Origin of the sequence: Clostridium sp. AF29-8BH, assembly GCF_003478145.1 — a bacterium.
Classification (GTDB): domain Bacteria; phylum Bacillota; class Clostridia; order Lachnospirales; family Lachnospiraceae; genus Otoolea; species Otoolea fessa.
This window is the reverse complement of record NZ_QUEL01000026.1, coordinates 1-25,212: the sequence shown is the minus strand read 5'-3', so window position 1 is coordinate 25,212 and position 25,212 is coordinate 1. Positions and strand designations below refer to the sequence as shown.

At 49.7% G+C, this 25,212-nt stretch carries 19 protein-coding genes and 1 other RNA gene; 15 read left to right on the top strand and 5 right to left on the bottom strand.

From position 1 onward, the window contains the following. The first annotated feature begins 78 nt into the window (after window positions 1–78). The 10 genes from DWZ16_RS13115 to DWZ16_RS13070 all read left to right on the top strand — a co-directional run bounded on the left by DWZ16_RS13115 (window position 79) and on the right by DWZ16_RS13070 (window position 14,832). Window positions 79–864, top strand: a complete 786-nt coding sequence (locus tag DWZ16_RS13115) for a ZIP family metal transporter (RefSeq protein ID WP_118491150.1) — start codon at window positions 79–81, stop codon at window positions 862–864. Between the two features lie 484 nt (window positions 865–1,348). Then, window positions 1,349–3,268: a DNA gyrase/topoisomerase IV subunit B gene (locus DWZ16_RS13110; protein ID WP_118523004.1), complete on the top strand. Its 1,920-nt coding sequence runs from the start codon at window positions 1,349–1,351 to the stop codon at window positions 3,266–3,268. Window positions 3,269–3,353: 85 nt separating this feature from the next. Continuing rightward, entirely contained in the window at window positions 3,354–5,597 is a 2,244-nt protein-coding gene (locus DWZ16_RS13105; protein WP_118523003.1) for a DNA topoisomerase (ATP-hydrolyzing) subunit A, read from the top strand. A gap of 66 nt (window positions 5,598–5,663) precedes the next feature. After that, the gene (gene deoD / locus DWZ16_RS13100) at window positions 5,664–6,353 is read left to right on the top strand and encodes a purine-nucleoside phosphorylase (protein ID WP_118523002.1); all 690 of its coding nucleotides are present in this window, start codon (window positions 5,664–5,666) and stop codon (window positions 6,351–6,353) included. Between the two features lie 189 nt (window positions 6,354–6,542). After that, window positions 6,543–8,009, top strand: a complete 1,467-nt coding sequence (locus tag DWZ16_RS13095; RefSeq protein WP_243022033.1) for a nitrite/sulfite reductase — start codon at window positions 6,543–6,545, stop codon at window positions 8,007–8,009. Between the two features lie 357 nt (window positions 8,010–8,366). Further along, window positions 8,367–9,452, top strand: a complete 1,086-nt coding sequence (gene asd, locus DWZ16_RS13090; protein WP_118468829.1) for an aspartate-semialdehyde dehydrogenase — start codon at window positions 8,367–8,369, stop codon at window positions 9,450–9,452. A 355-nt stretch (window positions 9,453–9,807) separates the two neighbouring features. After that, window positions 9,808–10,857: an aldose epimerase family protein gene (locus DWZ16_RS13085; protein WP_118523001.1), complete on the top strand. Its 1,050-nt coding sequence runs from the start codon at window positions 9,808–9,810 to the stop codon at window positions 10,855–10,857. A 46-nt stretch (window positions 10,858–10,903) separates the two neighbouring features. Continuing rightward, window positions 10,904–11,794, top strand: coding sequence for a DMT family transporter (locus DWZ16_RS13080; RefSeq protein ID WP_118523000.1), 891 nt, complete (start codon window positions 10,904–10,906; stop codon window positions 11,792–11,794). Window positions 11,795–11,847: 53 nt separating this feature from the next. Next, window positions 11,848–14,106: a DNA topoisomerase gene (locus tag DWZ16_RS13075; protein ID WP_118522999.1), complete on the top strand. Its 2,259-nt coding sequence runs from the start codon at window positions 11,848–11,850 to the stop codon at window positions 14,104–14,106. A 48-nt stretch (window positions 14,107–14,154) separates the two neighbouring features. Next, window positions 14,155–14,832 (top strand): UDP-N-acetylglucosamine pyrophosphorylase, encoded by a 678-nt coding sequence (locus DWZ16_RS13070; protein ID WP_118523012.1) that lies wholly within the window; start codon window positions 14,155–14,157, stop codon window positions 14,830–14,832. A 23-nt stretch (window positions 14,833–14,855) separates the two neighbouring features. Here DWZ16_RS13070 and mgtE read toward each other — a convergent pair whose 3' ends face one another. The 4 genes from mgtE to DWZ16_RS16305 form a co-directional block, all read right to left on the bottom strand. Further along, entirely contained in the window at window positions 14,856–15,902 is a 1,047-nt protein-coding gene (gene mgtE / locus DWZ16_RS13065; RefSeq protein WP_347474932.1) for a magnesium transporter, read from the bottom strand. An 8-nt stretch (window positions 15,903–15,910) separates the two neighbouring features. Next, entirely contained in the window at window positions 15,911–16,306 is a 396-nt protein-coding gene (locus tag DWZ16_RS17025) for a hypothetical protein (protein WP_412694352.1), read from the bottom strand. A gap of 418 nt (window positions 16,307–16,724) precedes the next feature. Further along, window positions 16,725–17,132 (bottom strand): TetR-like C-terminal domain-containing protein, encoded by a 408-nt coding sequence (locus tag DWZ16_RS13060; RefSeq protein ID WP_243022032.1) that lies wholly within the window; start codon window positions 17,130–17,132, stop codon window positions 16,725–16,727. Then, window positions 17,132–17,308 carry a TetR/AcrR family transcriptional regulator gene (locus DWZ16_RS16305; protein WP_243022031.1) on the bottom strand — a complete coding sequence of 59 codons (177 nt, stop codon included), beginning with the start codon at window positions 17,306–17,308 and terminating at the stop codon, window positions 17,132–17,134. Before DWZ16_RS16305 ends, DWZ16_RS13060 begins: the two co-directional genes overlap by 1 nt. A gap of 420 nt (window positions 17,309–17,728) precedes the next feature. On the opposite strand from DWZ16_RS16305, the gene DWZ16_RS16300 reads away from it, so the two are divergent. From DWZ16_RS16300 to DWZ16_RS13040, 5 genes are read left to right on the top strand one after another with little or no spacing between them, the layout of a single operon-like run. Next, window positions 17,729–17,995 carry a cytidylate kinase family protein gene (locus tag DWZ16_RS16300; RefSeq protein ID WP_243022030.1) on the top strand — a complete coding sequence of 89 codons (267 nt, stop codon included), beginning with the start codon at window positions 17,729–17,731 and terminating at the stop codon, window positions 17,993–17,995. Further along, complete coding sequence (locus DWZ16_RS16295) at window positions 17,992–18,234, top strand: cytidylate kinase family protein (protein WP_243015282.1); 243 nt, start codon at window positions 17,992–17,994, stop codon at window positions 18,232–18,234. The genes DWZ16_RS16300 and DWZ16_RS16295 overlap by 4 nt, the downstream gene beginning before the upstream one ends. Window positions 18,235–18,259: 25 nt before the next feature. Next, a complete protein-coding gene (locus tag DWZ16_RS13050; RefSeq protein WP_243022029.1) occupies window positions 18,260–19,228 on the top strand; it encodes a cell surface protein in 969 nt (322 codons plus the stop codon). 35 nt (window positions 19,229–19,263) lie between these two features. After that, complete coding sequence (locus DWZ16_RS13045) at window positions 19,264–21,705, top strand: efflux RND transporter permease subunit (RefSeq protein WP_107000020.1); 2,442 nt, start codon at window positions 19,264–19,266, stop codon at window positions 21,703–21,705. After that, window positions 21,689–24,319 (top strand): hypothetical protein, encoded by a 2,631-nt coding sequence (locus DWZ16_RS13040; protein WP_118522998.1) that lies wholly within the window; start codon window positions 21,689–21,691, stop codon window positions 24,317–24,319. Before DWZ16_RS13045 ends, DWZ16_RS13040 begins: the two co-directional genes overlap by 17 nt. 74 nt (window positions 24,320–24,393) lie before the next feature. Here DWZ16_RS13040 and ssrA read toward each other — a convergent pair. Next, window positions 24,394–24,734: a transfer-messenger RNA gene (gene ssrA, locus DWZ16_RS13035) on the bottom strand. Window positions 24,735–25,212: the final 478 nt, after the last annotated feature.

Below are 25,212 nucleotides of genomic sequence, written 5' to 3'. Positions count from 1 at the left end.
AGAGAAATAGAAGAAAAAAAACAAGGTTCCGGGGAAAGAACCGCTCAGATATTAAAAAAGAAAGCGAAGGGAATGAATATGGATCATAATACGCTACTTGGGGTTTTGATTCCGTTTGTCGGTACGACGGCGGGAGCAGCTTGCGTCTTTTTTTTGAAAAATGAGTTAAAGCCGATCATCCAGAAAACGCTTTTGGGGTTCGCATCGGGGGTGATGGTGGCGGCGTCGGTCTGGTCGCTTTTAATTCCATCGATGAATATGTGCGAAGCGATGGGGCGTCTGGCATTTCTGCCGGCATCCATTGGGTTTATGGTGGGTATTCTGATGCTGCTTTTGCTGGATCGCCTGATTCCGCATCTGCATCTGGGAAGTGATGAGCCGGAGGGACATATGTGCGGGCTCAAGAAGACAACGATGCTGGTTCTGGCGGTCACACTTCACAATATCCCGGAGGGCATGGCAGTCGGAGTGGTATTTGCCGGATTCTTAGCAGAAAAGAGCGGCATCACGCTTGCAGCGGCGCTGGCACTTTCACTTGGAATTGCGATTCAGAACTTCCCGGAGGGAGCGATCATTTCCCTGCCGCTTCGGAGTGAGTCGGGGATGAGCCGGAAAAAGGCGTTTGCGATGGGAACACTCTCCGGTATCGTCGAGCCGATCGGGGCGCTTGCGACGATCGCCGCGTACCGCTATCTGGAACCGGTTCTGCCGGTTCTCCTGGCGCTTGCAGCAGGGGCGATGATTTACGTGGTTGTGGAGGAGCTGATTCCGGAGTCGGCGCAGGGCAGTCATTCCGATATGGGAACGATCGGATTTGCGGTTGGATTTGTGCTGATGATGATTCTGGATGTGGCGCTGGGATAAAAGAAAGCTGGCAGTGCTGGCATGGAATCCGGTTGCCTGAAAAAGCGAACATTTGTTCTGAAAAATGCGTTGCAAAATTTTTGAATTTATGTAATAATATTTGTAGCTGTTCAGTAGGTCCGCGCATTTACTGCGCTGACCGTACGAAAACATGGGCTAGCAGGCAAAAATCCCATTGCCGCAGGCAATTTTTAATGGATTTTTGCGCGCGACTGTGAAGGTACTGAACAGTTACTAATATTTTATAGTAAATGAGAACGGTTTACTACTTTTTCGGTAATGAAAAGTCTATAAAACAATGGCTGGCGGGTGTGATGCCAGAGAGTTAGAATGTTCTATTTGCATGATTTCAAAGTCATAAAATAAATACGTATTATAAGTGGAAGAAATCAGCTTGACCAGTGAAATAAAAGCTGCCGTTTGCATCACACGTGTAAATGGCAGCAAATATTATTCCCAGGTCGGGCACAGGAGGAATGAATCTATGGGTAAAACACAGTATGATGCGGACAGCATAACGGTTCTGGAGGGGCTGGAGGCTGTCCGTAAGCGTCCTGGTATGTATATAGGAAGCGTGGGAACGAAGGGGCTCAATCACCTGATCTATGAGATCGTGGACAACTCGGTCGATGAGCACCTGGCGGGCGCCTGTTCCCAGATCCGCGTGACGCTGGAGGCGGACGGCTCCTGCACCGTCCGGGACAATGGACGCGGTATTCCGGTGGAGATGCATAAAAAGGGTGTGGCAGCGGAGCGAATTGTGCTCTCGACCTTGCACGCGGGCGGCAAGTTTGACAACAATGCGTACAAGACGAGCGGCGGTCTGCACGGCGTCGGTTCGTCGGTTGTCAATGCCCTCTCAGCGCATCTGGAGGTCAATGTATATAAAAATGGACAGATCCATCACGATGCATATGAGCGCGGCATCCCGACGGTTGAACTGATCGATGGTCTTCTGCCGGTGGTTGGAAAGACAAGAGAGACCGGAACAGAGATCAATTTTCTGCCGGATCCGGAGATTTTTGAAAAAACGCGGTTCAAGGCGGACTGGCTCAAGAGCCGCCTGCATGAGACGGCATATCTGAACCCGAAGCTGACGATTCTTTATGAGAATAAGCGGGCAGGCGAGGCTGAAAAGGTGACTTATTCGGAGCCGGACGGCATCGTGGCGTATGTGCGCGAGCTGAACAGCACGAAGACGCCGATTCATGATCCAATTTATTTTAAGGGCGTCAGCGACCAGATCGAGGTTGAAGTGGCGTTCCAGTTTGTCGATGCATTTGAGGAAAATGTACTCGGCTTCTGCAACAATATTTTCACACAGGAGGGCGGCACGCATCTGGCGGGCTTTAAGACGCGTTTTACCCAGATGATCAACAGCTATGCGAAAGAGCTGGGAATCCTGAAGGAAAAAGATACAAAATTTACAGGACCGGATACGAGAAACGGCATGACGGCGGTTGTGGCGGTCAAGCATCCGGATCCGATCTTTGAGGGGCAGACGAAGACAAAGCTGGCGAGTGCCGATGCGACAAAAGCGGTGTTCAGCGTGACAGGGGACGAGCTGCAGCTTTATTTTGACCGGAATTTAGAGGTATTGAAGGCGATCATCGCCTGTGCGGAGAAATCTGCAAAGATCCGGAAGGCAGAGGAACGCGCCAAGACCAATATGCTGACGAAATCCCGTTTTTCCTTTGACAGCAACGGAAAGCTGGCAAACTGTGAGAGCCGCGAGGCGGAGAAATGTGAGATTTTCATTGTCGAGGGAGATTCCGCGGGCGGTTCAGCTAAGATGGGACGAAACCGCCGCTATCAGGCGATCCTGCCGATCCGGGGCAAGATTTTAAATGTGGAGAAAGCTTCGATGGACAAGGTGTTGGCGAATGCCGAGATCAAGACGATGATCAATGCGTTCGGCTGCGGCTTTTCGGAAGGATATGGCAATGATTTCGATATTGCGAAGCTGCGTTACCACAAGATCGTCCTGATGACGGATGCCGATGTGGACGGAAGCCATATTGATACGCTGCTTCTGACTTTCTTATACCGTTTTATGCCGGAATTGATTCAGAACGGGCACGTATATATTGCGATGCCGCCGTTATTTAAGGTGATTCCGAAAAAGGGAAAAGAAGAGTATCTATACGATGAGAAAGCATTGGAGCGCTACCGCAGAACCCACACAGGGGAATTTACCCTGCAGCGCTACAAAGGTCTGGGCGAGATGGATGCGGAACAGCTCTGGGAGACGACGTTAAACCCGGAGAACCGTGTGCTCAAGCGTGTGGAGATCGAGGATGCCCGGATGGCGTCGGAGATCACGGAGATGCTGATGGGAAGCGACGTGCCGCCGAGACGGCAGTTTATCTACGATCACGCGGATGAGGCGGAGATAGATGCTTAATAGAAAGATTATGAGTAATTGTGAAGGCACTGAACAGTTACGATTATGAAAGTATATGACAGGAATTTAGGAGATAGAAAATAGAATGGCTGAAACGATCATTACGACAGAATATTCAGAGGAAATGCAGCGCAGCTATATGAACTACTCGATGAGTGTCATCACGGCCCGCGCCATCCCGGATGCGAGGGATGGTTTGAAACCGGTACAGCGCCGCGTCCTTTACGATATGGGGGAGCTGCATCTGGGGCACGACAAGCCGCACCGGAAATCGGCGCGTATCGTCGGTGATACGATGGGTAAATACCACCCGCACGGCGACAGTTCGATCTATGAGACGCTGGTTGTGCTTTCCCAGAATTTTAAGAAAGGAATGCCGCTGGTAGACGGACATGGAAACTTTGGTTCCATCGAGGGCGACGGGGCGGCGGCGATGCGTTACACGGAGGCGCGTCTCCAGAAGTTTGCGGAGGAAGTATATTTAAAGGATTTGGATAAGACCGTCCGCTTTGTGCCGAACTACGATGAGACGGAGAAAGAGCCGGAGGTTCTGCCGGTCCGTGTGCCGAATCTTCTGATTAACGGTGCCGAGGGAATTGCGGTCGGCATGAGTACCAGCATTCCGCCGCACAATCTGGGCGAGGTCATCGATACGGTGATGGCGTATATCGATCAGCCGGAGATGGAGACGGAAGCGCTTCTGAGCGTCTTAAAGGGACCGGATTTCCCGACAGGCGGCATCATTGCGAATAAGAGTGAGCTTCCGGCGATCTATGAGACGGGAATGGGGCGCATCAAGCTGCGTGCCCGGATGGAGGTGGAGCTTGGAAAACGCCGTTCTGACCGGGACAAGCTGGTGATCACGGAGATTCCGTACACGATGATCGGCGCGGGCATCAATAAATGTCTGTCGGATATCGCAGATCTGGTTGAGTCCAAGAAACTTGCCGATGTGGTGGATATTTCCAACCAATCGAATAAAGAAGGAATCCGGATTGTTTTGGAACTCAAGAAAGATGCGGATATTGAGAAAATCCAGAATATTTTGTATAAAAAGACAAAACTGGAGGATACATTCGGCGTCAATATGCTGGCGATCACGAATGGACGCCCGGAGACGCTGAATTTAAAGGGAATCTTAAAGAATTACCTGGATTTCCAGTATGAAAATAATACCCGCAAGTATCAGGTGCTTCTGGAAAAGGAGCAGGAGAAGAAGGAGATCAAGGAAGGTCTGATCACAGCCTGCGACTGCATCGATCTGATTATCGCGATCCTGCGCGGTTCGAAGAATCTGAAAGATGCGAAAGCCTGCCTGATGGAGGGCGATATTTCCAAAATCCAGTTCCGCACACCGGGATTTGAGGAAGACGCCAAGAAGCTTCATTTTACGGAGAAACAGGCATCTGCGATTCTGGAAATGCGTCTCTATAAACTGATCGGCCTGGAGATCTTGGCATTGCAGAAGGAGTACAAAGAGACACTTCGCAAGATCAAAGAATACCAGAAGATTCTCGGCAGCCGTGAGGCGATGGACGAGGTGATTAAAGAAGATCTGCGGTCAATCAAGGAAGAGTTTGCAGTGGAACGCCGGACGAAGATCGAGGATGGACGCGAGGCGGTGTATGACGAGGCGGCGGAGAGCGCCAGACCGGGCGTGTTCGTGCTGGACAAGTTTGGTTACTGCAAGATTCTGGAACCGTCGATCTACGAGCGGAACCGGGAGACAGTGGACACGGAGAATATGTATGTACTGCCGTGCCATACGACGGATAAGATCGGATTGTTTACGGATCTGGGTGCATTCCATCAGGTGAAGGTGACGGAGATTCCGTTTGGAAAGCTGCGCGATAAGGGTGTGCCGATTGATAACCTGAGTAAATTTGATGGCACCAAAGAGCGTCCGGTCTGTGTGGTGAATGCGGCGCAGTTAAAGGGACAGAAGCTATTATTTGCAACGAAGGATGCGATGATCAAGATCGTGCCGGGCGGGGAATTTGAGACAAATAACCGGACAGTGGCGGCAACCAAGCTGCAGGAGAATGATATGCTTCTCTCGGTACAGCCGGCGGACGGCATGAGAGAGGCGGTCATCCAGACAACCAGCGGTATCTTCCTGCGATTCCCGATCGAGGAGATATCGGAGATGAAGAAGAATGCGAAAGGTGTGCGCGGCATCAAGCTGGGACGTACCGAGTCGCTGGAGGCAATCCATCTGCTGGACGGCACCGAGGACGATCCGATCGTTATGTATAAAGAAAAACCGGTTCATTTGAGCCGTTTGAAAATAGGGCACCGCGACGGCAAGGGAAGCCGGGCGAGAAGCTAGAACCAAACAGAAAGAAAAAAAGGAGGTATTTCATATGACTGAACTTCAGAACACACCGACCCTCATATCGGGGCAAAGCAGGGCGAGATTGCAGAGACAATTCTGCTTCCGGGCGATCCGCTGCGGGCAAAGTATATCGCAGAACATTTTCTGACGGATGCAAAACAGTTCAATACAACGAGAAATATGTACGGTTATACCGGCTATTATCAGGGCAAACGCGTGTCTGTCATGGGAACCGGCATGGGCTGTCCGTCGATGGGAATTTATTCGTATGAGCTGATTCATTTTTATGGATGCAGGAATCTGATCCGGATCGGAACTGCCGGTGCGCTGCGTCCGGAGGTAAAGGTGCGCGAGCTTATTTTCGCGATGGGCTCCTGTACGACATCCAACTATGTAAAACAGTTCCGCCTGCCGGGGAATTATTCCTGCGTGTGCAGCTATGAGCTGCTGGAAAAGGCAGTTGAGTCCGCGAAAAAGAGAAATTTAAAATATCATGTTGGTAATATTTTGTGTTCCGATATGTTCTACAACCCGCCGCTTGAGCCGGACGGAACTAGCTGGGCGCAGATGGGCGTGCTGGCGGTGGAGATGGAGTCGGCGGCACTTTACAGCAACGCTGCCTATGCGGGCGCAAATGCGATCTGTATCCTGACCGTATCGGATTCGGCAGTGACCGGAGAGGCGACGACGGCAGAAGAACGCGAGAAGACGTTTACCAATATGATGGAAGTGGCGCTGGATTTGGTGTAAGAGTTAAGCTGGTAAAAGTAGAATTTGAAGTAACTGTTCAGTAGGTCTGCGCATTTACTGCGCTGACCGTACGAAAACAAGGACCAGCAGGCAAAAATCCCATTGCCGTAGGCAATTTTTAATGGATTTTTGCGCGTGACTGTGAAGGTGCTGAACAGTTACAATTTGAAGAGAAAACAGGAGAGAAAAATGATAGGAATTGCTCCACAGGAGTGGAAAACAGATCTTCCGGAGTTTTGTGAAAAAACGAGGGATTTTTATGCAGGAAAGATGGATAAGGGCTCATATAAGGGCTTTTCAGGACGTTACGGCAGTTATGCACAGAAAGGCGGCGCGGCGAGCATGCTGCGTCTGCGTATGACGGCAGGATGTGTGTCGAAGGAGAAGCTTGCATTTATCGCAAAGGCAATCCGTGCATATCAGGTAAATATGGTACATTTTACGACTTGTGAGAGCGTGCAGTTTCACAATTTGGATGAGAAATCAGTCTGTGAATTGATGGAGCAGGCACTCGATGCCGGGATCGTGACGATGGGCGGCGGCGGGGATTTTCCGCGAAATGTGATGTGTTCTCCGCTTTCCGGCGTGGAAGAGGGCGAATATTTCGACGTTATGCTGTGGGCGAAGGCGGCGGGAGAATATCTGATGACCTTTATCAATGCGGAAAAGATGCCGCGCAAGCTCAAGGTCTGTTTCTCTAATTCACCGGCGAATGTGACGCACGCGACCTACCGCGATCTAGGATTTGCGGCTTGTCCGGACGGAACGTTTGATGTGTACAGTGCAGGCGGCCTGGGAAACAATCCGCAGTTTGGCGTTAAAGTTGCTGAGGGCGTTGCGCCGGAGAAGATTCTTTATTACATTAAGGCGATGTGGCTGACATTCCGGGCATATGGCAATTACGAAAACCGCGGAAAAGCGCGTACCCGGTATATGCAGGAAGCGCTCGGCGGAGCGGAAAATTACCGGAAGGCGTATCAGGAGAAGCTTCAGGAGGTACTGGCATCCGGGGAACAGCTGGATCTTTCACGTGAGGAAGTGATGGCAGCGGCAGGAATGAAAGAAAAGCAGGGCAAAACAGGCGATGGAAGCAGCGCGTCGGGAGAACGTGTGCTGGAGCAGAAACAGCCGGGACTTTATACGGTTATCTGGCATCCGATTGGCGGACAGCCGCGCCCGGAGACGCTGGCATCCCTGGGAGAACTGATGCAGTCGATTGACGGCACAGAGCTTCGCTTGGCACCGGATGAAACTGCTTATATCATCAATTTGACCGGAGCAGAAGCAGAGAAGATTCTGGAGGCGACGAAGGAGACGGCTCAGACAAAGTTTGAGACATCGGTAAGCTGTATCGGTGCGTCGATCTGTCAGGTTGGTGCACGCGATTCGCAGGCTCTGTTACAGGCGTGTGTAAAGGCGGTCGGGGAGGCACAGATCCCGGACGGCGCACTTCCGCAGATTCATATTTCCGGATGTCCGTCTTCCTGCGGTACCCACCAGACTGGACCGATGGGATTCCGCGGAGGCGTGCGGATGGCAGATGGCAAGGCACAGCCGGCATTTGTATTTTATCTGGGCGGAAATGAGGTACAGGGAAAAGAGACGATGGGACGTGAGTTTGGCACGATGTTTGAGAGCGAGATCCGTCGTTCTTAGTCAAACTTGGAAAAGAGATTGCGGCAAGGGGGCTTGATTTTGAGAGCTACCGGACGCAGTACCCGGATGGGATTGAGAAGGCTGCAGCGGAATACTTAGCTTAGAAGAACCTATTTTGAGTTAAAACATCGTTAAATCCGTGACAGACGTTATAAATTTATCAAATGTCCGCGAGTGACGTACAAATGTATTTTTCTTGCGGAAAAATGTTGATTTTTTGTTTGTTTTGTTATAGGATAGACAAGAATTACAGCGGCAGAGTGAAAACGTGTTGCAGAGCAGGAGCTCCTATCCAAACTCCATCCTGCCATGAGAAGCTGAAAAAGCCGCTGTCAGAAGAGGAGAAAAACGATGAACATGGAAAAGAAATTACGTGTAGGCATTCTGGGAGCAACTGGTATGGTAGGTCAGCGTTTCATCACGCTTCTGGCAAATCATCCGTGGTATGAGATTACTGCGCTGGCAGCAAGCCCGCGTTCTGCAGGAAAAACATATGAGGAGGCAGTCGGCGGACGCTGGAAAATGCAGACCCCGATGCCGGAGTGTGTGAAGAAGATGGCCGTTATGAACGTAAACGAGATCGAGAAGGTAGCATCCGAAGTTGATTTTGTGTTCAGCGCCGTAGATATGACAAAAGAAGAGATCCGTGCGATTGAAGATGCGTATGCAAAGACAGAAACACCGGTTGTTTCCAACAACAGCGCACACCGCTGGACACCGGATGTTCCGATGGTAGTGCCGGAGATCAATCCGGAGCACTTTAAGGTGATTGAGTTCCAGAAAAAACGTCTGGGAACCAAGAGAGGCTTCGTAGCGGTAAAACCGAACTGCTCCATCCAGAGCTATGCACCGGTTCTGACTGCATGGAAGGAATTTGAGCCATATGAGGTAGTAGCTACGACGTATCAGGCAATCTCCGGAGCTGGCAAGACGTTCAAAGACTGGCCGGAGATGGAAGGCAACATCATCCCGTACATCGGCGGTGAGGAGGAGAAGAGTGAGCAGGAGCCGCTTCGTCTCTGGGGAGAGATCAAGGACGGCGAGATCGTGAAGGCATCCGAGCCAGTGATTACCTGCCAGTGCATCCGTGTACCGGTTCTGGACGGACATACAGCAGCCGTATTTGTAAAGTTCAGAAAGAAACCAACCAAAGAGCAGCTGATCGAGAAGCTGGTTAATTTCAAAGGACTTCCGCAGGAACTGGAGCTTCCGAGCGCACCGAAGCAGTTCATTCAGTATCTGGAAGAGGATAATCGTCCGCAGGTACAGCTGGATGTCAACTATGAGAAGGGCATGGGCGTATCTGTTGGCCGTCTGAGAGAAGACAAAGTTTACGATTGGAAGTTTGTAGGTCTCTCCCACAACACACTGCGCGGCGCAGCCGGCGGTGCGGTACTGTGTGCAGAGCTTCTGACCGCACAGGGATATATCCAGGCGAAATAAAGAAATCTGTTCAGAGAATCCGTGAAATAGAAAATTAAAACTGATAAAAGTAAGAACTGCCGCCCAGTGGAGGAGAAGCTGTTTGAAAAACGATGGCTGACTCTGCTCTGGAAGGCAGTTTTTATTTGTGTCATAGGAAACATGTGTGAACAGTGACGAACCTTGAAATTTTTATAATTAGATTTGGAAAAATGGGTGTGCATGAGGGGAAAAGTATTGTATACTTGTAACTGTCCAGTAGGTCTGCGCATTATAAATCAGCTATTTATAAGTTAGACAGATTTATTCTGACAAAAGTAAGCATAAAAAATGCGAGAAATATTTTTCGGATTCTAAAAATTAAGGGGGATTTGGCATGGTTGAGAAGACAATCTTTGGAACAATGGAAGATGTCAGAGAGGTCATTCGTTATACATTGACGAATCAGAATGGCGTTTCTGCATCCTTTTTAGATCTGGGTGCAATCTGGTCCACGATGCTGGTGCCGGATCGGAATGGAGAGATGGCGGATGTCCTGCTGGGACATGAAACAGTAGCAGACTGCCTGATAAGCGATGGACATCTGGGCGAGGCTGTTGGACGAAATGCAAACCGGATTGGCGGCGCGGCGTTTACGTTAAATGATAAAAAATACGAATTGACGGCGAATGATGGTCCGAACAATCTGCACAGCGGTATGGATTTCTACCGGAACCGTATCTGGGCGGCGGAATATGAGACGGGCATTAATCAGGTTTCTTTTACACTGGAAAGCCCGGACGGCGATCAGGGATATCCGGGAAATGCCTCGATCCGTGTGACCTACACGCTGACAGATGAAAATGAAGTAAAGATTCATTACGAGGGGATCTGCGATCAGGATACTATTTTTAATATGACAAATCACGCGTATTTCAATCTGGCAGGTCATGAGAGTGGTCCGGCGCTTTCACAGATGGTTTACATTGACAGTGATGCGATCACGGCGGTAGACAAGGTGCTGATCCCGACCGGTGAGATCCGCAAGGTGATGGGAACTCCGATGGATTTCTCGGATTTCAAGCCGATCGGATGCGATATTGAAGCGGATTATGATCAGTTAAAGCTGGGAGGCGGCTACGATCATAACTGGATTCTCAACCATGAGGCGGGTGTGTCCAGTCTGGCGGCGGCTGCGATCGATGAGGAGAGCGGGCGCAAGATGGAGGTATACACTGATCTGCCGGGAGTTCAGTTCTACACGGGCAATTTCCTGGACGGACAGGTTCCGGGTAAGGGCGGCGTGAAGTATGCGAGACGCCAGGGATACTGCTTTGAGACTCAGTATTACCCGAACGCAGTCAACATGCCGGGATTTGCATCCCCGATCGTGAAAAAGGGCGAGAAATACGATACAACGACCAGTTATAAATTTATGACGGTTTAAATTTGTGTTTCATTTGTGATTGTTTTGACATAGGATAGAGATTGACATGAGTGAGACAAACAACAAGGGGGTAAAAGTGCTGGCATCTGCCAGCCTTTTATTTGTAACAATTATCTGGGGTAGCGCGTTCGTTGTGATGAAAAATTCGATGGATGCGATCACACCGACATACCTTTTGGCGTACCGGTTTACGATCGCGGCGCTTGGGATGGCGGCTCTTTTCTGGAAACAGATCCGGGGAATGTCAACGCAGGAGTTTAAATGTGGCGCACTGGCGGGATTGTTTCTATTTATCAGTTACTATTTTCAGACGTATGGGCTGAAATACACGACCGCGAGTAAAAATGCGTTTATTACGACGTTGTATGTGGTGATCGTACCATTTCTGGCATGGGCGGTTAATCATGTGCGTCCGAAGGCAAATAACCTGATCGCAGCGGGATTTGCTGTTGTGGGATTGGCGCTTTTATCGCTGAAAGGCGATCTGTCGGTCAATTTTGGTGATTTCCTGACGCTGGTGTGCGGCATCTGCTTTGCGGTTCATATGATTTTTCTGGATCGCTTCACGGCATACTGCACTCCGATCCGCCTGACGGTCATGCAGATGGGAACAGCGGCGGCGTGTTCGTGGGTGCTGGGGCTTCTCACGGAAGGAGCGTTCCATCCGGAAGTATTTACACTGCCGGGAGTAGCAGTTTCGATGCTGTATCTGGGACTCGCATCCAGTATGCTCTGTTTTCTGCTTCAGACAGTGGGGCAGAAATATCTGAGCGCCAGCACCTCCTCGATTCTACTGTCGTTTGAATCGGTGTTTGGACTTCTGTTCTCTGTCTGGCTGCTGCATGAGGAGCTGACGGTGCGAATGTTAATTGGCTGTGGGCTGATGTTTGCGGCGGCGATTCTGGCGGAGTGGACGCCGAAGCGGAAAAGGAATTAGACGAAATTAGGTACTGAACAGTTACGAAATTAGTAAGATAGGAGCAGAACAACGTGGCAAAATCGTTATTTATAGCCGAGAAACCGAGCGTGGCGCGTGAGTTCGCAAATGCACTCAAGGTAAATGGACGATCGGTGGATGGCTATATTGAGTCGGAAAATGCGGTTGTGACCTGGTGTGTTGGACATCTGGTCACGATGAGCTATCCAGAAGTATATGATATGAAATATAAGCGCTGGAGTCTGGAGACACTTCCATTTCTCCCGAAAGAATGGAAATATCAGGTTATCGACAGCGTGAAGAAACAGTTTGGAATCGTGAGCGGTCTCTTAAACCGGGCGGATGTAGATACAATCTACGTCTGTACCGACTCGGGACGGGAGGGAGAATATATCTACCGCCTCGTCGCGCAGATGGCTGGCGTGCAGGGCAAGAGACAGAAGCGCGTCTGGATCGATTCACAGACGGAGGAAGAGATTCTGCGCGGCATCCGCGAAGCGAAGGATCTGTCCGAATACGATCATCTGGCGGATTCGGCATATCTGCGGGCAAAAGAAGATTATCTGATGGGAATTAACTTTTCCCGCGCACTGACGTTGAAATATGGACCATCTGTTTCTAACTATATGCGAAGTTCTGACCGGACCGTGATCTCAGTCGGACGCGTCATGACCTGTGTCCTCGGTATGGTAGTCCGCCGGGAGAGGGAGATCCGGGAATTTGTCAAAACGCCATTTTACCGCGTGATTGGTACATTCGGACCGGCAGGCATCTCGATTGACGGCGAATGGCGGGCGGTGGAAGGAAGCCGGTACTATGGAACGCCTTGTCTGTATAAGGAAAATGGTTTTAAGGAGCGAAAGGACGCGGAGGCGCTGATTGCATGGCTGTGGGAACGCGAGAATGGAAGCGAAAATTCGGGAGTCATGCAGTCAGAGGTCAGCGACGCAGGAAAAGCGAACGCGGGTTTAATGAGCGTATATAATACTTCGCAGGGAACCATTTTAAAAGTGGAAAAGAAAAAGGAAACCAAAAATCCACCTCTTCTCTATAACCTGGCGGAGCTCCAGAATGATTGTTCTAAAATGTTTAAAATCAGCCCGGATCAGACCCTGAAAGTGGTGCAGGAGCTGTATGAGCGAAAACTGGTTACCTATCCGCGAACGGACGCGCGTGTGCTTTCAACGGCGGTGGCGAAGGAGATCAGTAAAAATATCGGCGGTCTGACGCATTATGAGCCGCTGGCGGCATTTGCATCGGAGGCGATGCAGGCGGGGCTGTGGAAAAACATAGCAAAAACGCGCTATGTCAATGATAAGCAGATTACCGATCACTACGCAATCATACCGACCGGACAGGGACTCGGTGCGCTGCGAAGTCTCCCAGAGTTGAACCGTAAGATTTACCAGGTGATTGTGCGCCGTTTCTTAAGCATCTTTTATCCGGCGGCGATTTACCAGAAATATGCGGTTGAGATTGAGGTAAAAGGTGAACATTTCTTTGCCGGTTTCAAAGTATTGAAAGAAGTGGGATATCTCAAAGTGGCAGAAATTCCGAAAAAGAAAAAGGACACTGCCGGGGAAGGTGTCGGCAGAACGAACCGTCTTGAAACAGGTATAGATGGAAATGATGCGGAAAATCCGGCAGGAGAAGCAGATGGAACGGACAGCAGCCAGCCAAAGGTAATTGACGCGTCCCACCCAGAGTTTATCCAGATGCTGGAACAGCTCAAAAAGGGGATGAAAGTGTCACTGGATGATTTGCAGATTAAAGAGGGCGAGACGTCTCCGCCGAAGCGTTATTCCTCCGGTTCGATGATTCTGGCGATGGAAAATGCCGGTCAGCTTATCGAGGACGAAGAGCTGCGCGCTCAGATCAAGGGCAGCGGCATCGGAACGAGTGCAACCCGCGCGGAGATCCTGAAAAAGTTGTTCAACATCAAATATATGGCGCTCAATGAAAAAACGCAGGTTATCACGCCGACCTACCTGGGCGAGCTGATTTACGAGGTTGTACACACATCCATGAAGCAGCTTCTCAACCCGGAATTGACGGCAAGCTGGGAAAAAGGTCTGACCTATGTGGCAGAGGGCAGCATCACGCCGGATGAATATATGCAGAAATTAGAGCGCTTCGTTATCGGACGCACTTACAATGCGGTTCATATGGGAAATGCGTATGGGCTGCGGCCGGCGTTTGATGCGGTTGCTGTGTTCTACCAGAATGCAGAGAAAGAGAAGAAGAGTTCGAGAAGTGCGAAGAGCGCGGGAAATATGAAAGCTGCAAGAGCGACAAAAGCTGGAACCAAATAGCTTATTTATAATAATAGAATCAATTGAATTTTAGGAAAGGCAATGATCATGAAAAAAGAAGAAATGAAAATCACAGAATTATATGATTTAACCCATACGCTGGCTTCGGATTATCTGAAACAGTTTACATACCCGTGGGAGGCACTGGCAGGTCTTAGTGATTTTATCATCGAACTGGGAAACAGCCTGGATCCGGCAGAATATGAGAAACGCGGTGAAAACATCTGGGTTCATAAGACAGCGAAGGTATTCGACAGCGCCTATCTGCACGGACCGGTCATCGTCGGCAAAGACGCCGAGGTGCGCCACTGTGCATTCGTCCGTGGCAGCGCCCTGATCGGAGAAAGTGCGGTAGTCGGAAACTCCACTGAGCTTAAAAACGTCATCCTGTTCGACAAAGTACAGGTACCGCACTACAACTACGTCGGAGACTCCATCTTAGGCTACAAATCCCACATGGGCGCCGGTTCCATCACCTCCAACGTAAAATCCGATAAACTTCTGGTAGAAATCCACGCCGAAGACGGCAAGGTAGAAACCGGACGCAAAAAAATCGGCGCCATGCTCGGTGATAACGTAGAAGTAGGCTGCGGCTCCATCCTAAATCCAGGTAGCATCATCGGACGCGGCACCAATATCTATCCGCTTTCCAGCGTGCGCGGCGGGGTGGATGCAAACTCCATTTATAAGAAGCAGGGAGAAATTGCTAAAAAAGAAGTGCGCTGACAAATCTCTATATTGAACGGTTTTTATACTAAATGAAACACATCCACCAGCAAAATTTCTGCCAGTCCATAATAAGTCACAACCGCTACCAGATCATTCACCGTCGTGATAAGCGGACCAGACGCAACTGCCGGGTCAACCTTCAGCTTGTGAAACAGCATCGGCACCAGTACGCCGACCAGGCTGGAGATTACCATTGCGGTCAGAAGAGAGATGCCGACACAGCCGGAAAGTGCAAACGAGAAGAAAAGACTCTTCTGCTTCATAATATGGATGAAAATGCCGATTACGACGAACGAAGCCGAGCCGAGCAGCAGTCCATTTAAAAATCCGATTCGCATTTCCTTGAATACAAATCCCAGCTTCTGCATCGCGGAGATATCCTCATCCATCAGGACACGGATGGTGACAGCCAGCGACTGGGTGCCGACATTGCCTGCCATGTCGAGGATCATCGACTGGAAGCAGATAAGAAGTGCGATACGGTCAACGATCGGCTCGAAAATGCCGACTACTGAGGAAACCCCCATGCCGAGGAAGAGCAGCAGCACCAGCCACGGGAGACGTTTTTTCAAACTCTGCAACAGTGGTTCGTGCAGATCCTCTTCCGAAGTAAGACCTGCCAGCTTTGCGTAGTCATCACCCATCTCGTCGTCGATCGCCTCGGCGATGTCCTCGTAAGTGATGGCACCGATGATCTTATGGTTCCGATCGAGTACAGGGATAGAATCCTCGCTGTAATCGATCAGCTCTTCCATACAGTCCGAAGATTTTTCATCCGCGTACACATACGGATAGGAGGTACTGATAATGTCCTCCAGCTTCATGTACTCACGGGCAGTGATTAAATCCTTCAGCTCGATCGCACCGAAATAGCGCCCATTTTCGTCTTCGACGTAGATGGTGTCGATGTTGTCGTTGTCCTCCGCCTGGGAGATCAGATGGCGCATTGCCTGCTTGATCGTACAGTTATTGGGAATGACGATGTAGTTGGTCGTCATCCGGCTACCGATCTGTTCCTCATCGTAGGAAAAGATCAGGTGGATATCATCCTTAGATTCCTGATCCATGCGCGCGATCAGGCTTCTTTTTCCTCCGGATCTAAATTTTCGAGGATATCGACCGCCTCATCGGCATCCATCTCTGCCAGAACGGCTGCCGCCCGGTCAAGTCCCAGCTCATGCAGATAAGGCGCCGGTTCATCGAGATAGGTGAAAATCTCTGCCGTCATTTCCAGAGAGAGAATATTGTAGAGGCGTTTCCGGGTCGCAGTGTCCAGTGTTTCCAGAACCTCGGCAATATCGTTTGCATGGTAATTGTCGAGGTCATCCCGGATCACGCTTGCCGGTTTTCCGCTGCGGATGATCGCGCGGATATTTTCTTCAAAATTAGCATTATGCTCTGCGGTTGCGGCGATCGGAGCCGTTTCCGGGGAGCTTGTTTTCTTTTCGTCCATTTCTGGAATCTGATTCATATTTGGTTCCCTCGCTTTCTGTCGTTCTATTTAATGCCGTTTGGGACGTACAGGGCGAGCAGTGCGGGGATAAAAAAATCCACCGCCAGTCGGGAACAGGATGAAATGCCGCAGATGGCAGTTTCAAACCCGCGCCAGGGCGATGGACAAATATATATGAAAACCAATCGTACCGGGAAACGGTCAGCATTGAAGCACCCGCCTGCTAAAGCAGGCGGAAATGTGCTGCCAGACAGCCCGATTCACACTCAAAAAGACCCTGCGGCAGACCAACAGTCTGGTACGCATGGTTGGAATTCATAGTTTGATTTTGCCCATCGCGACGACTTCGCCCGTTGCTGTCACAACTGTCCATGTGGTTCTCCTTTCTGAATTTTTAAAAATTGCAGTTTTATTAAAGCACGGAATTTTATGAAAGTCAAGCCGGATTTTCCAGCACTCGGATGCCTTTTAAGATAAAGTCCTCTGTCAAGATTGCCATCTGTTCTGTGGATTCCTTCATGCCGCTTTCGATCCAGTACTGAACGGTACCGACACAGCCGGAAACGATAAAGGCGGAAAATGCCGCGAGCGTATCCGGATCGCTGGAACATTTGAGATCCAGCCAGCCTTTTAAACATTTATCGCTGACAATGCGTTTCAGGCGGTTGACAAAATTCAGATCACCGTTTTCTCCTATTAAGATAGAAACAATCTCTGCATTTTCCTGTACAAGAGGAAATAGTTCTGAGAGTGCGAGGGAAGGGCGCGCTACCAGTTCGGGAACGGGATGGTGCGTCAGGACAGACTCAACCTCCTCGATCAGTTCATTTTTGATCTGATCCATCAGTCAAAGACATCTTTATAATGAAGATAAAAGGTGCCGCGGTTGATGTCAGCCATCTCGGCGAGTTCGCGCACCGTGATATCCTGAATTTTTTTTTCTTTGAGGAGGCGGGTTAAGCATTCTTTTAACTGGCGTCTCGTCTTTCGTACACGCCGGTCGAGTATTTCTTCTTTCATAGTGACTTCCTTTCTGAACGTTTCCAGACGGGGAAACGCCGTATGACTGTGTATCGGAGGCTGTGGATGAAGGGAGTGTTAAAAATAAGTAAAAATGGGCACACCAGATACAAAAAACAAACATAATGTGATGAAATGTTGATTAAAATACAACTGACGTAAAAATGATTATTGTATTCATTCGAACAACTTAGTATAATGCATTATAGTTCAAAAATGAACAAATGTCAATTAAACAGACATGAGTTGTATATGCTCTATTTTAGATGTAACTGTTCACTGCGAAGAAGTCTTTTGTATGGAACGTTTCACAGACGGCAGGAGTGGCTGACAATCGTGAAAGGAACGGCTATGAGAACCTGCAGCATATGCGAAAGCAAAAGGAAATAGATACGAAGGTGGAATCTGGTATGAAAAATTTTGTCATTACAATCGGAAGAGAGTTTGGAAGCGGCGGACGAGATGAAGGCGAACCGTTTTCTTTTTAAGGTTCCGGCCAAGTGCAATCCGTTTACCGGTTATGGAAAGCCGATGAATGATACCTTGTTTGTCGTGCAGTCCCAGTTGATCCGGGAGTATGCGAAGAAAGGTCCATGCATTATCGTGGGACGCTGCGCTGACAAGATCCTGGAGGAGACAGAAGGCTTATTTCTCTATTTATATATGCCCCGATGGAGGCGCGCGTGAAGGAGATTATGCGGCGTTACGAGACAGATGAAAAAGAAGCTGAATACCTGATCAAACAAGCGGATAAAATACGGAAAAATTATTATAATTTTTATGCAAAAAAGACATGGGCGGATAAAGCAAGTTATAATATGCTGATTGACAGCAGCCGGATCTCGGAAAAGGAACTGGCGGCGATGCTCCGGGCACTTTTAACGGCACGGGGAGTGGAACTGGAAACAGATGGATCCGATCAATAAGCATAAAGAAGAGTGAGGACAGCGTATGAAGGACGGAAGTTTGTGGATGAAGAAGGAAGAAAAACGGACGGCGCCGGGGTTAAAAAGGGCGCTGAAAGCGGTTCTGGGACATAAGATAGTACGGCTGGCAGGAATTGCAGGAGTAAGTCTCCTTTTCTCAGCGTCTGCCGCCCAGACAGTGCTTGCGGATGATGCGGGTGTCTGGCAGCCGGTGGAGAATGGTTATTATCTGGTGGGAATGGACGGTTCTTACCTGACGGGTTGGCAGCAGATGGGCGGAAAATGGTACCTGCTCGGAGCAGACAGTTTGATGAAAACGGGCTGGGAGCAGGAAAATGGAACCTGGTATTATCTGCAAGGGGACGGCGCGATGGCGACCGGCTGGCAGAATATCGACGGAAAATACTATTTCCTGAAAGACAGCGGCGCGATGGAGGGAACGACCTTCACAAAGGATGAGACGCAGTATACGATCAACGCGGACGGCAGCCTGGCGAACGCCAAAAAGAAGAAAAACACGGGCGGCGGCGCGTACACGCTGGCATTTCTGGATGCAGATACCCAGGCGATGGCGGACAGCTTAAATGAGCTGAAGGCGGACGCGTTTGACGGGGATGAGGAAGAAGATTACTATGACGATGACAAAAAAGATTACGATAAAGATGCCAGCTTTATTTTAAATGGAAAATTACAGCAGATCGCCGAACACCGTCTGGCGATGGCACGCAGTAAGGGCTATGGAAGCAGCCGGATCCCGGATGAAGGCACACTTGATGATTACCTCAAATCCATCGGGGAAAGCACTGCGAGACGTCATACGGAGATTTACCTCATCAACTGTGATGATGTGACGCAGGCAGAAGAAAAGCTTCTGCGTAATCACGACAGCGACGAGAAAAAGCGCGTGGACCGGGTGATTTATTATAAGGAAATGGGTGTTGCACATCAGCAGGTCGGCGATAAGCATTATTATATGATTATTTTGATGCGGTAAGGATCGCAATCATTGTATGACAGGAGCAAGCAGGCATGAAACTGAAATTTTTACATAAACGCAAAGAAGAAAAACAGACGGAAAAAGAAGCCTTCTCCCTGCCGAAATTCATCATTGAGCGGAGCAGGGCGATCGAGATTGTCTTTCTGGTTCTGGTGCTGATATCAGCGCTCATGGCGCCGTTTGTCGAGATCAACTATGATCTGACGGAATACCTGCCGTCGACCGTCCAGTCCAAACAGGGACTGGACCTGATGGAAGAGAAATTCGGCTACCCCGGCACGGGGCGCATCATGATTGATGATGTTTCGCTTTATGAGGCGAAAGCCTACAAGGATAAAATAGAGGCGTTGGACGGAGTCGATCAGGTCATGTGGCTCGATACATCGACCAGCGTATACGCGGCGGACGCATTTATCAACTTTAATAGTGTTGATGAGTATTACAAGGATAATACGGCGGTTATGGATATTGTTTTTGTAAACGGCGACACGGATAAGAGGACGTCCCAGACGATCGATGAGATCAAGGACATTCTCGGAGACAAGGGACATTACGTCGGCATGGCGGTTCAGAACAAATCGCTGCAGGAAAATGTTTCGAGCGAGATGAAGCTGATTATGACGCTGGCGGTCGTGGTTATTTTCCTGATTCTGACCGTGACGACGAACTCCTGGTTTGAACCGGTGCTGTATCTGACGGTCATGGGCGTGGCGATCGTCCTGAACAAAGGAACGAACCTGTTTATCGGGCGGATATCCTTTTTGACGAACAGTGTGTCGGCGGTCCTGCAGCTCGCCTGCTCGATGGATTATTCGATTTTCTTAAGCCACGCGTTTGCGAGGGAAAAGGCAAAGGGACTGGATCAGATGACCGCGTTAAGCAACGCGATCAATGAGGCATTAAACTCCATTTTCGCTAGCAGCCTGACGACGATCGTCGGATTTATCGTTCTGTGTTTTATGAAGTTTAATATCGGATTTGATATGGGACTCGTGCTGGCAAAAGGTATTGTCCTGAGTCTTCTGACAGTGGTGTTTTTTATGCCGGCGATGATTCTGCGTATGACGCCGATGATTGAGAAAACATCCCATCGTTCGTTCCTGCCGTCGTTTGATAAGCTCAGCCACGGTATCTACAACAGCCGCCGCATCGTGCTGATTCTGATTGCGGTGCTGGCGATCCCGGCATACACGGCGCAGAGCATGAACGATTTCCTCTACGGAAATGACGCGGTCGGCGCCAGCGAGGGAACGACGGTATATGAGGATGATGAGCTGATCACAGCGAAATTCGGACGAAGCAATATGATGATGGCAATCGTGCCGGATACTTCTTTTATCAAGGAAAAACAGTTCACGGATGAGCTGGAAGACCTGCCGTACATGAAGAGTGTAACGTCCTTGTCCGGGCAGCTCCCGGAGGGCGTACCGGAAGATTTCCTTCCGTACAGCATCACAAGCCAGTTACATAAAAAAGATTATGCGAGAATCCTTATTTACGTTAAGAGTAAGGGCGAGAGCAAGCTGGCGTACCAGTGCTCGGATGAGATCCAGGCGATCATGAAGAAATATTATCCGGAAAATTCGTATCTGGTCGGCACAACACCGTCCACACAGGACATCCAGACGACGATCACGAAGGATTACAGCCGTGTCAATGTGATGTCGCTGATCGGCGTATTTGTGGTTGTCATGTGGAGTTTTAAATCACTGATTATTCCGCTCCTTATCATGATTCCGATTGAGGTCGCGATTTTCGTCAATATGGCGGTACCGTACATCGTCGGAGACACGATGATTTTCATTGGTTACATTATCGTAAGCTGTATCCAGCTGGGCGCGACCGTCGATTATGCGATTCTGACGACGAACAATTATCTGGAATGCCGCAAGACGATGGATAAGAAGGAAGCGGCGATCGGGGCGCTGAATCTTGGTATTCCGGCGATTCTGACATCCGGTTCGATCCTGACCTGTGCCGGATATATTGTATACAAGGTATCGAGTGTCGCGGCGATCGGCGATCTGGGACATTTGATTGGACGGGGGGCTCTGATTAGTATGCTTTTTGTCTGCTCCCTGATGCCGGCATTTCTGGTATTGTTTGATCATATCCTGATGCAGAACGAATTTGAGAGGATTCATCTGTTTTTCAAAAAACGGCGCGAACGCCGCCATGCCCGTATGAAACGGGCGGCAAGACGCGTGGCTGGTGCCGTGTGGAAAGGGAAAAAGCCGCTGGTAGATTCAGTTACGTCGAAAAGAAAACAATTCGAAGCTGAAACGAAAGCGCTGGAAGATACAGAAATGACAGAGATGGGCGGTTCTCAAGAGAAAACAGATTCCGATGCGGAGGCGCGGGAGAAACACAGAAGAAAGCTCCGGCTACTCGGAAAAGTGAGAGAACGAAGAAAAGACCGGAAACGGAAGATGACAGAAAAAAGGGAGGCTGGAAGCCATGAAGAAGATCATTAGAAGAGGAGCGGCGGCGACGCTGGCAGCGGTTACGCTGGTAACGAGTGCGGCAGTTCCTGTCCGGGCGGCTGCACCAAGAGTTCAGGTAGATGAAACGATGTATGTCAATCTGGACTATTATGGAACGGCAACGCAGATCAATGTGGTCAAAGGCTGTACCACGAATGGACTGACCGAATATACCGATTATGGTACCTATGACAAGGTGGTCAACATGACGGACGACACGGCGCCGGAAATTGGCGATGGAACCGTCACATGGAAACTGCCGGAGAAGAATTCGCGTTTTTATTATCAATGTACGATGCCGAAAAACAGCGTCGATCTGCCCTGGACGTTTGACGTTTCCTATAAACTTAATGGAGTGGAAGCGGATGCATCCAAACTGGCGGGGGCGTCTGGTCTGGTTGAGGTCAATGTAAAGGCGACCCCGAATGAGGAGGCGAAGGCGTATTACAAAAATAATATGGTGTTGACCGTGCTTGTGCCGGTGGATATGGAGAAATGCTATAGTGTCGATGCGCCGGGCGCGCAGGTGCAGTCGGTTGGAAGCTATCAGGCGGCAATGTTTGCGGCGCTTCCGGGCGAGGACGGCGATTTTACAGTCCGGGTCGGCACGGATAAGTATGAGAATATCGGAGTCATTATGATGATGGTTCCGGGGACCCTGGATGAGCTGAACCGCATCAAGGATCTGAAAGAGGCGAAAGATACCTGGCGCGAGGATGGAAACAAGATGTATGACAGCATGAATGCGCTGTTAAAGACGATGGAATCCATGAAGTCGGATGTTTCCGGCGTGAAGGGCGGTCTGGCAAATCTCGATCAGGCGCGTGGAACCGTCAGTGCTAACCGGAAACAGATCGAGGCGCTCTCGACACAGGCGCTTGCCGATCTGCAAGCGGTCACGGATCAGACGACGGTCATGATTCCGTATTTACAGACGGCGCGCGATGCGGTGACGGATATTAACAGCAACACACAGGCGCTTTCCAATACGATGGAAGATATGCAGGATGAACTGGATCGCCTGTATGACCGCCTGGGAAGTCTGAGCAAATCGCTCCGGTCGGCTTCGGATGAATTAAATAAGGGTCTTGTCAGTCAGCAGACGCAGGATGCGATCGAGAAAGATATTGTCCAGCGGACGGCGGAAGTCCAGAAAATTTTGGAAGAACTCGATAAACTTCTGGGACAGGGAAATACCTCCCTGGCGGTGACAGAACAGGGGATTGGAAGCCTGAATCAGAGTTTAGCCACGTTAGACGGCATGAAGCTGAAACGGATCCGCAAGATGAAGAGTGCGGAGAAGGAAGAGACATCTGTATCGTCGGAGGCGGCATCTGGAAACGGAAATGGTCAGACAGCGGGGGCGGCTGGCAGCGCAGATATCACGGATTCTGCAGGTGCCGCCGATCATGCAAAAACTACGGGTTCTGCAAATACCACGGATGACGCGGAAATGGCAGCAGGCACTTCGGCCTCTGGCTCAGCAGGAACAGAAAGTAAAGATTCGGCTGAACAGGAAGCAGCGGGCGCAGGCATAGCGTCTGGTGCAGCTGGTAACCAGGCGGAAAAAGCGGCTGAATCAGCGACAAAGACGGAAGAGAAGAATCCTGCTTCGACGGCAGACAAGGCAGAGACGGATTCTGCTAAGAATTCGGGTTCCGCTTCGGAAGACAACTCCTCGGGTCAGGATGCAGAGGTGAATGCATTTGGAACCGAGGTTTCTGCGGGAGCCCTGACAGCCGGACCGTCCGGCGAGCCGGGAAGCGGCGGTGTCAATGATGCGAGCTGGGAAGATGAGATTGGCAATGCAGAAGATGATGTAGAGGAGGCGCTGGAGTCTCTGTCAGCGACTACTTATTCTGCGGATGCTGCAAGTCTGGTGGAAGAGACGAAGGGCATTTTCCAGAAAGTGGAGCAGGCGCAGAAAACTGCGAAAACGATTGTGAATAAAGTGAATGGTGCGTTCAAGACGGCGGGAGATATTACTGGCAAGACGGGTTCGACTTTATCGGCGCTCAGAAGTTCGACCGATGAACTGATTAATTTGCTGGATGATATGCGGGTCCTGATTGACACAACGGATAAATATGTGCCGACGATGCTGGATTCCCTGTCTGATTCTGAAGAACTGATGAACCGGCTGACCAGGGCACTTTATACCACACATGATATGCTCAGTCTTTTGAATGACACGCTGATTTCGGCAGGTGATTCGCTGGATGCCGGAACCAAGGCAACGCTGCAGGGCATGGAGAAGATTCTTGATAAGAACCTGACCCTGATCGATCAGCTTGCGGCGGTTCGGGAAGCGGGGGAAGACATGAAGAGTACGCTCGATGAGCAGATCGATAAGTTTGAGGATGAGAACAACTTCCTGAACATAGATCCGGAGGCGGAGAAGATTTCCTTTACCTCCTCGAAAAATCCGTCCCCGAACAGCGTGCAGATCGTCCTGCGGACCGATGAGATCAGCGATGATGATGAATCAACCGATATCTCCGATCAGGAGGCAGACGGCAGCAGTGAAGAAGGTCCGTTAAAACGGATGTGGAATGTGCTGGTGGCGATCGTGAAGGCGATTATTGAGATATTCCAGAATCGGTAAAAGATGCAGAATAAAAATAGATAAGAAAAAGAACTGCCGCATCAGCAAATGATTTGCTGGGCGGCAGTTCTTTTTAGTGGACCAGACGGGAGTTGAACCCGTGTCCAAAAACCAATTCCCTGTTCTTCTACTATCATAGTCCGTTCTTTGACATTCCCTCTATCCTGCGGAAACGAACATCCTCAGAACTTCAGTAGTTCCTGATACGCCTGACAGTCCGGAACCCGCCTGTCATCGTTTCTCACATATTCGATGCCAGATTCTTAAAGTGTGAGTGCTCTAAGGCTGACAACTGCCAAATTAGGCAGCGTATGCTAATTTGTTGTTAGCGTTTAATTTTAAGTTTGCCATTTAACGCATCGCATGCGGATAGCTTCACCAGCTTCATGATCCCTGTCGAAACCGGTACTGGCCCTTATATTTATAGCCTTATTATCATACCATGAAAGAGGCGGTCTGTCAATGCAGTGAAAACTCAAGAGAAAAATATCTTGACAAAATAGAAACAGCTGATATAATCGAGACTGTAATGATGAACCAGAAACGGGTTTATCTATATAGAAAGAAAGTGTTGAGAAGACCAGTAGGATTGTGGAACTGGACAGAGAACGGCGTCGCAGGAAAAGCCTGAAATAACAGAGGCAGGTGGCTGTGGGTGGAAGCGTCGGACAGGAAAGCAAATCTGAATACCAGCTTTGAATGTCCCTTAATCGGGAACGGTGATTCCGTTATCATCAGAATGAAGTGGAATCGATCCGAACGATCGATTCAATAAGGGTGGAACCGCGATTAATCGTCCCTTAGTCAGAAACATCTGGCTAAGGGATTTTTTGTTCATAGGAAATTGCGTCCTATGAAACAAAAAACGCTCCGCGGGATGCGCACTCGCGCGA

Coding starts and splice junctions, on each gene's coding strand:
- DWZ16_RS13095 (WP_243022033.1), top strand. CDS start 6,543: ATGATAGGAATTGCTCCACAGGAGTGGAAAACAGATCTTCCGGAGTTT.
- DWZ16_RS13110 (WP_118523004.1), top strand. CDS start 1,349: ATGGGTAAAACACAGTATGATGCGGACAGCATAACGGTTCTGGAGGGG.
- DWZ16_RS13045 (WP_107000020.1), top strand. CDS start 19,264: ATGAAACTGAAATTTTTACATAAACGCAAAGAAGAAAAACAGACGGAA.
- mgtE (WP_347474932.1), bottom strand. CDS start 15,902: ATGGATCAGGAATCTAAGGATGATATCCACCTGATCTTTTCCTACGAT.
- DWZ16_RS17025 (WP_412694352.1), bottom strand. CDS start 16,306: ATGAATCAGATTCCAGAAATGGACGAAAAGAAAACAAGCTCCCCGGAA.
- DWZ16_RS13085 (WP_118523001.1), top strand. CDS start 9,808: ATGGTTGAGAAGACAATCTTTGGAACAATGGAAGATGTCAGAGAGGTC.
- DWZ16_RS13070 (WP_118523012.1), top strand. CDS start 14,155: ATGAAAAAAGAAGAAATGAAAATCACAGAATTATATGATTTAACCCAT.
- DWZ16_RS13080 (WP_118523000.1), top strand. CDS start 10,904: ATGAGTGAGACAAACAACAAGGGGGTAAAAGTGCTGGCATCTGCCAGC.
- DWZ16_RS13115 (WP_118491150.1), top strand. CDS start 79: ATGGATCATAATACGCTACTTGGGGTTTTGATTCCGTTTGTCGGTACG.
- DWZ16_RS13050 (WP_243022029.1), top strand. CDS start 18,260: ATGAAGGACGGAAGTTTGTGGATGAAGAAGGAAGAAAAACGGACGGCG.
- DWZ16_RS13060 (WP_243022032.1), bottom strand. CDS start 17,132: ATGGATCAGATCAAAAATGAACTGATCGAGGAGGTTGAGTCTGTCCTG.
- DWZ16_RS13105 (WP_118523003.1), top strand. CDS start 3,354: ATGGCTGAAACGATCATTACGACAGAATATTCAGAGGAAATGCAGCGC.
- DWZ16_RS13040 (WP_118522998.1), top strand. CDS start 21,689: ATGAAGAAGATCATTAGAAGAGGAGCGGCGGCGACGCTGGCAGCGGTT.
- asd (WP_118468829.1), top strand. CDS start 8,367: ATGGAAAAGAAATTACGTGTAGGCATTCTGGGAGCAACTGGTATGGTA.
- DWZ16_RS16305 (WP_243022031.1), bottom strand. CDS start 17,308: ATGAAAGAAGAAATACTCGACCGGCGTGTACGAAAGACGAGACGCCAG.